Below are 12,776 nucleotides of genomic sequence, written 5' to 3' on the forward strand. Positions count from 1 at the left end.
ACGATGGGCGCGATGGAACGCAGGGTAGCAGATCTGTGGTTTACGGAATATCAAACGCCGAATCTAAGGCTTGGCCTGAGGATCAGGGATGTGCTTTTGAATAAACAATCGCCCTATCAGCACATATTGGTAGTTGATACGGATCAATACGGCAAGGTCTTGGTTTTGGACGGAGCGATTCAGCTCACCGAAAACGATGAATTCTGCTACCACGAAATGATGGCTCACTTGGTGCTATGCGCACACCCCTGTCCTGAGCGGGTATTGGTCATCGGAGGTGGGGACGGAGGAGTTGTGCGCGAGGCAATAAAGCATGAGGCCGTGAAAAAAGTTACTTTAGTGGACATTGACGAAGACGTCATTAATACATCGAGGACCTTTTTTCCAAATGTTTCTTGCGCTTTAGAGGACGAGAGAGTCGAAATCAAGCCCATGGATGCCCTTCTATACGTAAAAGAGCGTTTCAACGAGTTCGATATCGTAATAATCGACAGCACCGATCCCGTAGATTTTGCCAGCGGTCTTTTCGAACCCGAATTTTATAGGGATGTTCACAAGGCGTTAAAGGACAATGGGTTAATGATAGCTCAGACGGAATCCCCCTTTGCTGAGCCCAAGTTGCTCAGCGAGGCCGTTAAGGGTTTAAGGAGCGTCTTCGAAAACGTTTATTTGGCTTGGGGTGTTGTACCAACCTATCCCACCGGTTTTTGGACCTATTCAGTGGGAAGCAAAAATATAGATCCCAGAATTCAAAGAAGATCGGCACCAAAAGGTACAAAATATTATAGTGATGATATGCATTCCTTAGCCTTTAAGTTGCCTCCCTTTGTTTGGGAAATTATAGATGGGGACAACTTGAAGGAGGCAAAAGCGGATTGACTCGATTTTTGGAGAGCGGGTCTGGTTTCGCTAGTGCCGAATGGGTTATGTTTGGCGCTCCCTCCGATGCGACGGTGTCGAGAAGAGGGGGAGCTCAATATGCTCCTGATGTCATCAGATGTGAATCCCATCACATCGAAAGCTATTCTCCGTCCCTCGATGGAGATCTTAAGGATGTATCCTTTGTTGATCTGGGAAATGTCTTTCTATCGCCCGGCGATGTGCAAAGCTATTTGACGAAAGTCGAAAAGGTGGTCACTTCCTTTGCAGGCAAAGGAAAAAGGATTTTGATGATCGGAGGAGATCATCTGGTAAGTCTTGCCGGGGTTAGAGGCGTGATTTCAAAGTATTCCGATCTGCACGTCCTTCATTTCGATGCCCATGCCGATCTGCGCGATTTTTATTTAGGAAGCAGATACAGCCATGCTACCGTCATGCGAAGGGTAGCCGAATGTTTGACCAAGACAAAAATGTTGCACCAATTTGCGATACGTTCTGGTTCTATGGAGGAAATCGAATGGGGGAAAAGAAACACCGATCTTTATTTGATGCAACTGTCTGAGCCTTTGAGGAAGGTGAAAGACGAAATTGGCGATAGCCCAGTATATGTAAGCCTGGACATAGACGTACTGGACCCTTCTGTAGCTCCCGGAACCGGCACTCCTGAACCGAACGGCATAGGCGTTTCAGATCTTTTCGACGTACTTAGGGATATCAAGGGATTGAACGTAGTAGGCTTTGACCTGGTAGAGATTTCTCCCCCAAATGACGTGAATAATATAACGTCTTTATTGGGGGCAAAAATTGTACGCGAGGTTTTAATCACGTTGGGAGGTGACAGCGTTGACCAATAATCAAGCGCTTGGAAGACATATTTTGATGGAAGCTTACGATTGCGAGTACGATGTGCTCGACGATATGAGGGGAATTCAAAATGCCATGATCGAAGCAGCAGAACGTACCGGTGCCACTGTAGTGGATGTGGCATTCAGGAAATTCGAACCTTACGGTGTTAGCGGTGTTGTGGTGATTTCGGAATCGCACCTGGCCATTCATACCTGGCCGGAATTTGGTTACGCTGCTATTGACCTCTTCACTTGCGGTGATAAAGCGGATCCCTGGAGAGCATTCGAATATTTGTCCAGTCATTTTAAACCGAAGAAGATCACGACAATGGAGATAAAGAGGGGTAATCTCATAGCCTCTGATAATAAAAATTGCGTATCGATTGATTCAGCAAAAGAGGCCGTCAGCGGCGAATGAAATAACAGTCCGGATAAGAAGGACATCGACGGTGAGGGTTTTGTACTATTGATTTAGTGGAAGCGCCCTTTTAAGCTCTGAATAAATATGATAAACTTTTGAGGTAAGTTTGTTTATTATATTTCATCCGACGGTGGTGAGAGAAGTGGATGACAGCGGCAGAAAATTGTATGTAGGCTCGGAAATTGGAAAGCTTAGAAGGGTGCTTCTTCACAGGCCCGGTTTAGAGTTGTCCCGTTTGACCATCGATAACAAGGACGAATTGCTTTTTGACGATATCCTTTGGGTGGAAGAAGCCCAAAAGGAGCACGATGCCTTCGCTGATCTGCTACGGGATAACGGCATTGAGGTAGTTTATTTTCGTAATTGCTTAGCTCATATATTGAAGGAAGACGAAACTCGTAAGTGTCTGCTCGATGAGGTGCTAGCTTTGGAGGCGCTGGATCATCATTTGAAGGAATCCCTTACCAAGGCTTTGTTTGAGATGCCTCCAGCCGATCTTTCCGAAGTACTCATTGCTGGCTTGACCGTTTCCGAAGCCAAGGATCTCGTAGGAAACGTAAAAAGCCTCTGCTTATTGACGGCCGAAGAGACTGATTTTCTGATCAAACCCCTTCCGAATGTCCTTTTCCAGCGCGACCCCTTCTCTTTCATAAAGGACGGAGTCGTTATAAGCGTCATGCGTTTCGAAGCTAGAAGGAAAGAGCCTTTATATGCAAAGTACATATTCAATCACCATCCCTATTTTTCGGGTTTGAAGATAATTTATGGGGAGGAAACGACCAATGTACACCCCTATTTCATAGAAGGCGGAGACATATTGGTTTTATCTGACGAGGTCATAGCCATTGGGATAAGCCAGAGAACAACCCCCGGGGCAATACAGGTAGTGGGGCGTAAGCTTGCAAAGGAGTTGGGCATAAAGAAAGTCTTGGCTGTTGACATTCCCAAGGTTCGAGTCTATATGCATTTGGATACAGTGTTCACAATGGTAGATAGAAACTGTTTTGTGATATATCCGGGCATTAGGGACAGCGTTCGAGTCTGGGAAATATCCTATGACGAAAATGGAAAGGTAGTAGATTTGACTGAATCTGAAGATCTTTTAGAGACCATGAAACGCAACCTGCAACTGGATACGATCAACTTCGTTCAAACCGGTGGCGGTGATCCCATTGCTGCCGCAAGAGAACAATGGAACGATGGCACAAACACCTTTGCTATAGCGCCGGGAGTGGTAGTGACATACAGGCGAAATACGGTCACAAACCAAGAGCTTAGAGCCAATGGGATAAAGGTGTATGAGATTAAAGGGGCAGAGCTTGGGCGCGGGCGAGGCGGACCTAGATGCATGTCCATGCCTTTGCTTAGAGATTAATTTGAGAAGGGGGTTTTGAACCATGCCTGTTAACTTGCGTGGACGCCATTTGCTGTGGTTGAAAGATTATCAGCCTGAGGAGATAAGGTTTCTTTTGGATTTAGCCGTTTCGCTGAAGGAAAAGAAAAGGGCAGGTGTCAAGGGCAATTTGTTAGCCGGAAAAAACGTGGCATTGATCTTCGAAAAGCCCTCGACGAGGACCAGATGCGCCTTTACCGTGGCCTGCCTCGACGAAGGAGGTCATGCCGAATATCTGGGCAAGAATGACATCCAACTTGGCCACAAGGAGGATGTCAGAGACACTGCCAGGGTATTGGGCAGGATGTTTGACGGAATACAGTTTAGAGGTTTTAAGCAGTCTACAGTGGAAGAGCTGGCCAGATTTGCCGGTGTTCCCGTCTGGAACGGGCTTACCGATAGTTACCATCCGACGCAGGCTTTGGCCGATGTGATGACAATCCAGGAAAATTTCGGTGACGTAAAGGGATTGAAACTTGTCTACGTTGGAGACGGAAGGAACAACGTCGCCAATTCTTTGATGATAATTTCCTCCAAGTTGGGGATGCATTTCGTTATAGCTGCCCCCAAAGAGCTCTATCCTGACGAAGCGCTGCTTAAAGAGTGCAGGTCGGAAGGAGAAAAGCACGGTGCGGTTATAGAAGTCTTTGAAGATCCTCGTGAAGCCGTAAAGGGGGCTCATGCGGTCTATACTGACGTTTGGGCATCCATGGGAGAGGAGGAAAAACTTGCCGAACGCATCAAGTTGCTGAGGCCCTATCAAGTAAATAGCGATTTAATGAGTCTTGCTGACAAAGACGCCATATTTTTGCACTGCCTGCCGGCGGTCAAGGGCAATGAGGTTACTGAAGAAGTTTTTGAATCTGCGCAATCGAAGGTATTCGACGAAGCCGAAAACAGGCTTCATACTATAAAGGCTGTAATTGTGGCAACAATAGGCAATCTATAAACAATAAAGGGCATAAAAACGCGAGCAGGATACCTGCTCGCGTTTTTTCAAAGGGTTGCACTTGAGGTGCTTATATATTTACCATTGAAGTTCTTATTTCCTTTATCCCCTTTAATGAATTTAAGTCGATCAGGAATCTTTTGATCTCGTCGATTTCTCCTAATAATATGATTGCCTCAAGACAGTTGGAATGATCTATATGAACGTGGGTAGTGCAAACTATTATATGACCGTATTTGTGTTGAATGGATGTAATTTCGGAAACGGCGTCGTGTCTGTGATGGTCGTATATTACCGTTACAGTACCGCTCCCTATTCCCTCCTGGAACTCCCATTTAGATTGGGTTATGAAAGATCGCATCATCTGTCTCAGGGCCTCGGAACGGTTGACCATGCCATGGTCATGAAGCCATCTCTCAAATTCGTCCAACAATGATTTTGGTATGGATATGCTAAACCTAACGAGCTCTTCCATGTAGGTTTGCCTCCCTCGAAAAAAGGTGATCTGGAAAGATGAGAAACAATTTAAGTGTAGCATTAACCGCTTTATCTGTCGAAGAACTCGCCAAAGAAGATTTAAGCAGTACAAATTTGGTTTTTATATGCCCGCTAAGCGTCGAAGGGGAGGAGCGGAACATATCCAACCTTGCCTCAAAAAAGATATGCTGGATTGCCGGTTCTACCGTCGGTCAAGACGGGCTATTGAGGCAATTTCTATATAATGATGCCGGCATTTTGGAAAAAGACAGCTTCGACGTTTATCCATTTTTTTTGTTTGGCAACAAAGTCCTGCTCCTTTCCTACGATGCATTGCAAATCCCATCGAGGTGGAAGATATATAATATGGCCCCTGACTTGTTACTTCTTTCAAGCGTTACGATCGCTGAAGAAATTGCGGAATTGAGGCTTAAGCTTAAAGCTCTGGCGGGAGATTGGAAAGTTAATATCGCCTGCGCTTTTTCCCTTTCGAAGGGAGAGCGACGATTTGGGGCCTTTTCAGCCGAGGGAGAGGAAGTTTGTTTTCAAGATTCCGCACTTGCAGTCTGGAGAGTTTGAATTTCGGTTGTAAAATCGACTTCTATAAAGCTGTAAATATTTTCAAACCTTCAGCAACCTCTTCGTCGTCAATTGCTTCCTTAAGCTTTTCAAAGGAGGCAAAAGGCCTTTCGCTTATTATGCGAGATGCTCGGGCTCTTCCTATTCCGGGTATGGCGGTGAGGGAGCCGGGCGGGCAGTTGTTTACATCCAGCGGGAAGGGGACGGCCGTAAGGGAACGTCTTCCGTAGTCTGTGACAGCTGCGTCAATTACGGTCCCCAGAGGCAAGGTATCATCGACAACTCCAACCAAAAGCGGATATGTAGCAAGTTGCCTGCCGAAGGAAAGATTACCTACCTTTTCCTCGATCCGCAGATTCTTTATTATACAGCCCAATGGAGCCAGGCGCTTTAAAAGGGGTTGGTCGATTTGGCTTCTTACCCATTCTTTCCATTTTTTGTAAGGGTTTTCTTTTATTTTGCTGGGATATTTGTCGATAAGGACTTTAAGAGGGGTGTTTTCAAATAGCATTGGTTTTCTGATGTTTATCCTTCGTAACATTAGTCCTTCTTCAAGGATGCGGGCCAAAAATTCGGCGTGCAGCTCGAGTGATTCGTTGCTGTCTCCTGCAAGCCCTACCAGGAAGTTCAGCCCCGGTAAAAGTTTGGGCAGGCTTCTTGGGGTAGGTCTCCATCCTCCGATTTCGTTCACCACTTTTACGGCAAAGAGGGCCTCATCGAAGTTTACCTTTAAATTGTTGATATTCCTTACGAAGGGGTGTAAATTTTCGATGCCAAAGGAAAGCACATCGCCCTCGGTGTTGTATTTTGATATTATCTCAATAGCTTCTGCTGCCGCATCGGGAAAATCGACTATCGTTCTAGGGTTTGCGTTGTCGGTATGAAGCGTCATCAGTTGGGGGCACGTTTCTCGTGCCTGACTGTAAAGATCTCTCAAGGCATCGGCATTTGGTTTTCTTTTGTTATCATGAGTTGTGCCTTGATATGTCAGTATATTTGAACATCTGCCAAATCTGAAGGCTCTGATGCCAAAATTGTAAAGTGCCCTCATCTCGTCCAAGACATCTGAGATAGGCCTTTCCTCAATTTTCATCGAAGTTCCTTCGGTACAGAAGCTGCAAGGGGTACCACCTTTGTCGCATCCCCTGGATAACTCAAGTTCCGCCATCACCCATGGGTACCAGGGGTGCAGTTTAACAACTTCACTTCCAAAGACGCTCCAAAGCCTAATCTTTTCGTACGTCCTCCTGGCGCGAAGGTCTATATCATTTTTTGTTAAAAATTGATATAGTACTTCTTCAGGGTCGCCTGTTACGACAAAATCGATGTTGTCGGCGGAAATGGCCATGGCTTCTTTCCCGCCCCGCAAAGCATACCCGGAAGTTATCGGGCCTCCCAGAAAAAGAAAGCCCCGCCTCTTCAAGGAGGAAATTTTTTGAAGTTCACTTAAGAGCAAAGGTGTGCCGCCTCTGTAGCGGCCGGGCACGGAAAGTCCGGCTGCGATTACAATTACGTCTGCCCTTCTCAATATCTCTTCCACAGGCTTCGAATCTTCTCTCCATTGATCGCAGGTGTAATAGGCTATTTCGTAACCAAAAAGTTTTAAAACGCCGGCGGAATAGCGGACGTAAGGCGATATATAAGGAGGCACTCCAAAGCAAGCCGGTTCGTCTACGTATCCGTCAAATATCAATCCTAGGGGCATGCAAACACCTCAGTTCTTCTGCTTTGTTTGCCCATTATCAGGCGATTTTTCCATATTATGCTAAAATTTATATCAACATCGCAGATAAAATTAAGTATAGTAAAATTTTCGGGGGGTGCCAACGTGAAGAATATCTATAGAGACCCTCAATTTTTGAGGGGAAGAATAACGACCTGGATAAGGGATAAAGTTGAAGAAGCAGGAGTCAGGGGAATAGTCTTTGGGTTGAGCGGCGGCCTGGATTCCTCCGTTCTTGCCTTGCTGGCGAAGGATGCCTTAGGGTATGATAATATCTTGGGAATAGTAATGCCATGCGAGAGCCAACCGGAGGATGAGGAGAATGCTCTTTTATTGGCCGAACGTTGCGGAGTACCCGTTCAAAAGGTCGACTTGACTGCGACGTTCAATTCGTTTATTGGCATCCTCCCCTTTGAGAAAGAGATGATGAAGCCTTTGGCCATAGCAAACGTCAAGCCGAGGCTCAGAATGACAACTCTTTATTTTTTCGCCCAAAATTGCGGCTTTCTCGTGTGTGGCGCGAGCAATAGGGACGAGTTGGAGTTGGGCTATTTCACCAAATACGGCGACAGCGGTGTAGATCTGCTTCCCATGGGCGATCTACTGAAGGGTGAAGTCAGACTCCTTGCGGATCATCTCGGAGTACCTGCTCCTATTATTGATAGAGCTCCCTCTGCAGGCTTGTGGCCTGGGCAAAGGGATGAAGATGAAATAGGAGCATCTTACGATGCAATAGACAGATATTTGGCTACTGGGGAGGGGGATGAGAGAGTCAGAGATATCGTCGAACGAGCAAGAAGGAGCAGTGAACACAAGCGGAGAATGCCTCCTATTTGTAAAATTTGAATTTCCTTGAGGACTCGTAAAACGAGTTACATTGACTAGGGGTGATAGTAAATGTCCGGTCATTCTAAATGGGCAAATATAAAGTACAGAAAGGCTGCGCAGGATTCAAAGCGCGGTAAATTGTTTCAAAAATTGGTGAGGGCCATCATTACTGCCGCTAGAGAGGGCGGAGGAGATCCCTCTGCTAACGTTGCCCTTAAAAATGCCATTGAAAAGGCAAAAGAGGCCAACGTTCCCATGGAAAACATACAAAAGGCCATAAAACGGGGTACTGGCGAGTTAGAGGGAGCTTCCTACGAATATGTTATGTACGAGGGATACGGTCCAGGCGGAGTGGCCATTCTAGTCGAGGCTACTACCGACAACAGAAACCGCACAGCATCGGAGATGCGTTTTATCTTTACCCGTCATGGAGGTTCCTTGGGAGAGGCGGGTTGCGTCTCCTGGATCTTCGAAAAGAGAGGGGCTATTTATATTCCCTCTCAGGTTAACGAAGACGAACTGCTTCTGACTGCAGCAGAGGCAGGTGCCATGGACGTTGTCAAGGAAGACTCGTCTTTCATTGTATATACAGAGCCGTCGGCTCTGAATGAAGTCAGCGAATTTCTCGCCAAACAAGGATATCCAATAGATCGCTGCGAAATGGCTATGATACCTAAAACTACGGTTCAGGTGTCCGATACGGGGGAGGCATCAAAGCTCCTGAAGCTTTTGGACGCCTTGGAGGATCACGACGACGTTCAAAATGTCTATGCCAATTTTGATATTCCGGACGAGATCTTCGAACAACTAGAGAGCGCTTAGATTCATGTTGTGCCTGGGCATAGATCCCGGAATTGGTCGAGTGGGTTTTGGGTATGTTAACGAAGAAGGCAGCGCGTTGTCGGGTTTGACATTTGGATGCATCGATACCGACCCCGACCTCTCCGTGCAGGACAGGCTCAACATGATATATGACGAAGTTAAAAATCATATCAATACGATTAGGCCCGATGTTTTGGCAATGGAGAGGCTTTTCTTCGGGCAAAACCTGACCACTGCGGAAAACGTTTGGCAGGCCAGGGGTGTAATCTTGTTGTTAGCTGCCCAAGAAAGGCTTCCTATCGTTGAGCCCACTCCATCGCAGGTCAAGATGGCAGTATGCGGGTACGGAAAGGCCAGTAAATCCCAGGTGCAAGAGATGGTCAAATGCATCTTGTCCCTGGAGTCCGTACCAAAACCTGACGATGCTGCCGATGCCCTGGCAATAGCCATTGCGGGATTGTCTCTTTGGAGGATCGAGAGTTTGCGGGAAATGTCGAGATGAAGGATAGTGTGGGGGAATGATAAAGTTCGTCTCCGGAGCGGTCGTAAGCGTCGAGGAAAATATAGTTGTTTTAGATGTATCCGGATTTGGTATGGAGATCATTTGTTCCAGAGAGGCCCTTTCTTTGTGCAAGCCGAGCAAAAAGGTGACATTGCCCACCTATCTGGCTGTGAGCGAAAGCGGTCCGTCTCTTTACGGCTTTGGTGACGATTTTGAAAGGGAATTTTTCCTGATGTTGAAAAACGTCAAAGGCATGGGGGCCAGGACGGCAATTTCTATACTGAGGTGGCTCTCGGCTCGAGAGTTGATAGAGATCATAGCAGAGAAAAACCTGGAAAAGCTCGAAAAGGTACCCGGTGTAGGCCGTAAGACCGCCGAAAGGATCTGTTTCGAGCTAAAAGATAAGACAAAAAAGCTCTTCACCGGTAAAAAGGGCACATATGAGAGAAGCGATAAACTTATGCTGGTTAGATTGGCTCTGAAGGAGCTCAATTTCAGCGAAGGGGAAATAGACAGAGCTATCGGGAGCCTGCAAACAAACGCCAAAATCGATGAAGAATCGGAAGAAGTGTTGTTGCAGAAGGCTCTCAAGGTTTTGAGCGGATAGCAGTTCGGAGTGATGCATCATGAAGAAAAACATGGCCAGGCTGATGAGCGAGCAGCCTCTTGCCCTGGAAGAAGACGTATTTATCAGACCAAAGAGATTATGTGAGTTTATTGGCCAGGCCAAAGTCATTGATAAGCTGAGCATGTTCATTAAGGCGGCTAAATCGAGGGATGAACCGCTGGATCATACCCTTTTTTGCGGTCCGCCGGGTCTTGGTAAGACCACTTTAGCCGGAGTGGTTGCTCACGAGATGGGGGGAGAGCTTAAGACAACAACGGGGCCAGCCATCTCGCGCACGGGAGATTTGGCTGCTATATTGTCCTCATTGAAAGCCAAAGACGTGCTCTTCATCGATGAAATACACAGGCTTTCCCCACAGGTCGAGGAAGTGCTTTATTCCGCAATGGAGGATTTCTTTCTGAACATAATTATAGGAAAGGGCCCCATGGCAAGAAGCATTAAGCTCACCTTGCCCAAATTTACGCTAATAGGAGCGACGACGAAGCCGACCTTGCTTTCTGCACCCCTCAGGGGGCGTTTCGGCATCATAGAGCAATTGGAGTATTATTCGACAGATGAGCTAGCCGAGATACTCGTAAGGGGAGCATCAGTGTTGGAAGTGAACCTCGACGAAGAGGCAGCTATGGAGATAGCCAAAAGGTCGAGGGGCACCCCTCGGATAGCTCTTCGTTTGTTAAAGAGAGTGCGTGATATTGCAGAGGCAAAAAAAGAGAGTAAGGTGACGGTAGCTATTGCCAAAAAGGCCTTGGATTTGCTCGGAATAGACGACGACGGTATCGATGACCAGGAGAGAAAGCTGTTGGACGTGATTGTAAATCTTTTCGACGGAGGACCCGTGGGGCTATCGACATTGGCGGCCGCCATGAGCGAGGAAGAAAGGACAGTAGAGGAGATTTATGAGCCTTATTTGTTGAGAAATGGCTTGATCGAAAGGACAAGAGGGGGAAGAATGGCCACCAGGAAGGCCTACGAAAGGTTGGGGATACCCTATCTAAGAGACGGATCGTTGGATGGGGATAATTTAACCCTCTTTTAACCAATTCGAGCGGTGGTGATGTTGGCGTGCAGGATGTGGGGAAATTATTGATCTTTTCGGGTCTAATAATGCTCGTCATCGGTATAGTGCTCTATTTCGTTGGAAAGGAGGGGCTTCCCCTTGGGCATATGCCCGGAGACATAGTCATACGCAAGAAAAACATGGTGTTCTTTTTTCCCATAGTCAGCATGTTAATTTTGAGCGTAATACTGACCGTCGTTCTTAATTTATTGGGCAGATGGTTCAGATAAGATAGGAAGGGAGAATCGATTATGAAATCTTTTTTTAGAATGTTCGTCCTATCGGCCTTGTTGGTGTTTGTTATGTGGGGAGCTGGATATGCGGCCGAACCTCAAATATCCGTGGCATTGGCCCAAAATATTTCTTCGTGCACCATTAAGGCAAGCAGCTTGACCTTTTACGATGCATCGGGAAAGCAAGTAAACGCAAAGGGCACTATAACGGTAAAATCGGGCGGCGGATCAAAGGTCATCGTTGGAGGAAAGACGTTGTCCTTACCCGTAACAGTTAAATCTAACAAGGGGTTGCTCTATTTCGATGACAGGCCTTACAGGGGAATTTTAATGTTGATACATAGCAACAATTCGTTTACTGCGGTCAACAAATTATCTATTGATGATTATGTTAAGGGAATATTGAAGATGGAAGTCAATCCAAATTGGCCGACAGAAGTCTTGAGAGCGCAGGCTATTACAGCAAGGACCTATGCTTTGGCCGAAAGAGGAAGACATGGCAATGCCGGCTTTGACCTCTGTAATACCGATCATTGTATCCCCTACAGAGGAGTTAATGCAGAGGATCCCATATTGACGAAGGCGGTGGAAAGCACAAAAGGAATGGTGCTTTATTATCAGGGTAAGTTGGCTCTTACCTTTTTTCATTCCGATAGCGGCGGTTATACTTCGGACGTTCAGTCCGTATGGGGGTCAGATATACCCTATCTCAAGCCCGTCCAAGAGCCTTTCAGTTACCAGTCACCATATACGTCATGGTCTTTCGAGATAAGCGGCGAAGAAATCGGCAAAAGGCTTTCGAGGGCAGGTATAAACGTGGGGACTGTTTACGAGATAAACACTGTCAAGTTAGGGCCCGGCGACAGGGTTGAATTAATAGAAGTAGTAGGTTCCAACGGCAGGAAGACTATAAAATCTCATGATCTCAGGATGGCCTTAGGTGCTAAGGAGCTGAAGAGCACAATATTTACCGTATCGGCTGACGGGACATCGGCTTTGTCGGCAAGAAATATCGCAGAAAGCCAACCCAAAAATGAAGAATCTGCGGGGTCCACACTTATAGCCTTGACTCAAGAGGGTGCATTTACCACCGATGAGCTTCTCGACATGCTTCTTCATCCGGAAAAAAAAGAGGAATATCTCCAAAAAGCACTGGCTCGCAAGGGTAAAAGTGCAGCTTCGCCGAGACCTCAGCAGAAGAAGGATCCGAAGTTGCTATGGCCTCAATGGGATTCTCCGGCGGAAAATAGCGCAAAGCCCGGAGGTGCAAGAGGCTCTGTCTTCGTCTTTCAGGGAAGAGGTTGGGGACACGGCGTTGGAATGTCTCAATGGGGAGCTAAGGCTATGGCCGAAAAGGGTTGGACTGCGGAGAAGATAGTTAAGTATTACTATCCCGGAACGGAGTTGCGAAGGATTTATTAATATAAATATATATTCGAT

At 46.7% G+C, this 12,776-nt stretch carries 15 protein-coding genes; 13 read left to right on the plus strand and 2 right to left on the minus strand.

All coding sequences use genetic code 11. The features are described from left to right. Window positions 1–3 precede the first annotated feature (3 nt). The 5 genes from speE to argF all read left to right on the plus strand — a co-directional run bounded on the left by speE (window position 4) and on the right by argF (window position 4,487). Window positions 4–879: a polyamine aminopropyltransferase gene (gene speE, locus HMPREF1705_RS08145; RefSeq protein WP_057940898.1), complete on the plus strand. Its 876-nt coding sequence runs from the start codon at window positions 4–6 to the stop codon at window positions 877–879. Further along, entirely contained in the window at window positions 876–1,733 is an 858-nt protein-coding gene (gene speB, locus HMPREF1705_RS08150; RefSeq protein WP_009201278.1) for an agmatinase, read from the plus strand. The genes speE and speB overlap by 4 nt, the downstream gene beginning before the upstream one ends. Next, window positions 1,714–2,142, plus strand: coding sequence for an adenosylmethionine decarboxylase (gene speD, locus HMPREF1705_RS08155; protein ID WP_242603571.1), 429 nt, complete (start codon window positions 1,714–1,716; stop codon window positions 2,140–2,142). The genes speB and speD overlap by 20 nt, the downstream gene beginning before the upstream one ends. Before the next feature lie 145 nt (window positions 2,143–2,287). Then, window positions 2,288–3,520, plus strand: coding sequence for an arginine deiminase (locus HMPREF1705_RS08160; RefSeq protein WP_111089598.1), 1,233 nt, complete (start codon window positions 2,288–2,290; stop codon window positions 3,518–3,520). A 22-nt stretch (window positions 3,521–3,542) separates the two neighbouring features. Continuing rightward, entirely contained in the window at window positions 3,543–4,487 is a 945-nt protein-coding gene (gene argF / locus HMPREF1705_RS08165) for an ornithine carbamoyltransferase (protein ID WP_009201275.1), read from the plus strand. A gap of 70 nt (window positions 4,488–4,557) precedes the next feature. On the opposite strand, the gene nikR is transcribed toward argF, so the two are convergent. Next, on the minus strand, window positions 4,558–4,962 hold the full coding sequence (gene nikR / locus HMPREF1705_RS08170; RefSeq protein ID WP_009201274.1) for a nickel-responsive transcriptional regulator NikR: 405 nt from the start codon (window positions 4,960–4,962) through the stop codon (window positions 4,558–4,560). A 38-nt stretch (window positions 4,963–5,000) separates the two neighbouring features. On the opposite strand from nikR, the gene HMPREF1705_RS08175 reads away from it, so the two are divergent. After that, window positions 5,001–5,543: a hypothetical protein gene (locus HMPREF1705_RS08175; RefSeq protein WP_009201273.1), complete on the plus strand. Its 543-nt coding sequence runs from the start codon at window positions 5,001–5,003 to the stop codon at window positions 5,541–5,543. Window positions 5,544–5,565: 22 nt separating this feature from the next. Here the strand turns inward: HMPREF1705_RS08175 and HMPREF1705_RS08180 are convergent, their stop codons facing one another. Next, a complete protein-coding gene (locus HMPREF1705_RS08180) occupies window positions 5,566–7,248 on the minus strand; it encodes a radical SAM protein (protein ID WP_009201272.1) in 1,683 nt (560 codons plus the stop codon). A 123-nt stretch (window positions 7,249–7,371) separates the two neighbouring features. Here HMPREF1705_RS08180 and nadE point away from each other — a divergent pair, with 123 nt between their 5' ends. Genes nadE through HMPREF1705_RS08215 form a run of 7 tightly spaced genes read left to right on the plus strand, consistent with a single transcriptional unit; the run spans window position 7,372 to window position 12,758 of the window. Then, window positions 7,372–8,112, plus strand: coding sequence for an NAD(+) synthase (gene nadE / locus HMPREF1705_RS08185; RefSeq protein WP_057940899.1), 741 nt, complete (start codon window positions 7,372–7,374; stop codon window positions 8,110–8,112). Between the two features lie 51 nt (window positions 8,113–8,163). Further along, entirely contained in the window at window positions 8,164–8,916 is a 753-nt protein-coding gene (locus HMPREF1705_RS08190; protein ID WP_009201270.1) for a YebC/PmpR family DNA-binding transcriptional regulator, read from the plus strand. A gap of 4 nt (window positions 8,917–8,920) precedes the next feature. Then, entirely contained in the window at window positions 8,921–9,418 is a 498-nt protein-coding gene (gene ruvC / locus HMPREF1705_RS08195; RefSeq protein ID WP_009201269.1) for a crossover junction endodeoxyribonuclease RuvC, read from the plus strand. A 16-nt stretch (window positions 9,419–9,434) separates the two neighbouring features. Beyond that, window positions 9,435–10,025: a Holliday junction branch migration protein RuvA gene (gene ruvA / locus HMPREF1705_RS08200; protein WP_009201268.1), complete on the plus strand. Its 591-nt coding sequence runs from the start codon at window positions 9,435–9,437 to the stop codon at window positions 10,023–10,025. A 19-nt stretch (window positions 10,026–10,044) separates the two neighbouring features. Then, complete coding sequence (gene ruvB / locus HMPREF1705_RS08205; protein WP_009201267.1) at window positions 10,045–11,082, plus strand: Holliday junction branch migration DNA helicase RuvB; 1,038 nt, start codon at window positions 10,045–10,047, stop codon at window positions 11,080–11,082. Between the two features lie 26 nt (window positions 11,083–11,108). Continuing rightward, the gene (locus HMPREF1705_RS08210; RefSeq protein ID WP_009201266.1) at window positions 11,109–11,333 is read left to right on the plus strand and encodes a DUF2905 domain-containing protein; all 225 of its coding nucleotides are present in this window, start codon (window positions 11,109–11,111) and stop codon (window positions 11,331–11,333) included. 21 nt (window positions 11,334–11,354) lie between these two features. Beyond that, the gene (locus HMPREF1705_RS08215; protein ID WP_057940900.1) at window positions 11,355–12,758 is read left to right on the plus strand and encodes a SpoIID/LytB domain-containing protein; all 1,404 of its coding nucleotides are present in this window, start codon (window positions 11,355–11,357) and stop codon (window positions 12,756–12,758) included. Window positions 12,759–12,776: the final 18 nt, after the last annotated feature.

The organism is Acetomicrobium hydrogeniformans ATCC BAA-1850, from assembly GCF_000160455.2.
GTDB classification, from domain to species: Bacteria; Synergistota; Synergistia; order Synergistales; family Acetomicrobiaceae; genus Acetomicrobium; species Acetomicrobium thermoterrenum.

Excerpts from the sequence above, each read along its gene's own strand:
- nikR (WP_009201274.1), bottom strand. The coding sequence starts at position 4,962 with ATGGAAGAGCTCGTTAGGTTTAGCATATCCATACCAAAATCATTGTTG.
- speE (WP_057940898.1), top strand. The coding sequence starts at position 4 with ATGGGCGCGATGGAACGCAGGGTAGCAGATCTGTGGTTTACGGAATAT.
- HMPREF1705_RS08215 (WP_057940900.1), top strand. The coding sequence starts at position 11,355 with ATGAAATCTTTTTTTAGAATGTTCGTCCTATCGGCCTTGTTGGTGTTT.
- ruvA (WP_009201268.1), top strand. The coding sequence starts at position 9,435 with ATGATAAAGTTCGTCTCCGGAGCGGTCGTAAGCGTCGAGGAAAATATA.
- HMPREF1705_RS08175 (WP_009201273.1), top strand. The coding sequence starts at position 5,001 with ATGAGAAACAATTTAAGTGTAGCATTAACCGCTTTATCTGTCGAAGAA.
- argF (WP_009201275.1), top strand. The coding sequence starts at position 3,543 with ATGCCTGTTAACTTGCGTGGACGCCATTTGCTGTGGTTGAAAGATTAT.
- ruvB (WP_009201267.1), top strand. The coding sequence starts at position 10,045 with ATGAAGAAAAACATGGCCAGGCTGATGAGCGAGCAGCCTCTTGCCCTG.
- ruvC (WP_009201269.1), top strand. The coding sequence starts at position 8,921 with ATGTTGTGCCTGGGCATAGATCCCGGAATTGGTCGAGTGGGTTTTGGG.
- HMPREF1705_RS08190 (WP_009201270.1), top strand. The coding sequence starts at position 8,164 with ATGTCCGGTCATTCTAAATGGGCAAATATAAAGTACAGAAAGGCTGCG.
- HMPREF1705_RS08180 (WP_009201272.1), bottom strand. The coding sequence starts at position 7,248 with ATGCCCCTAGGATTGATATTTGACGGATACGTAGACGAACCGGCTTGC.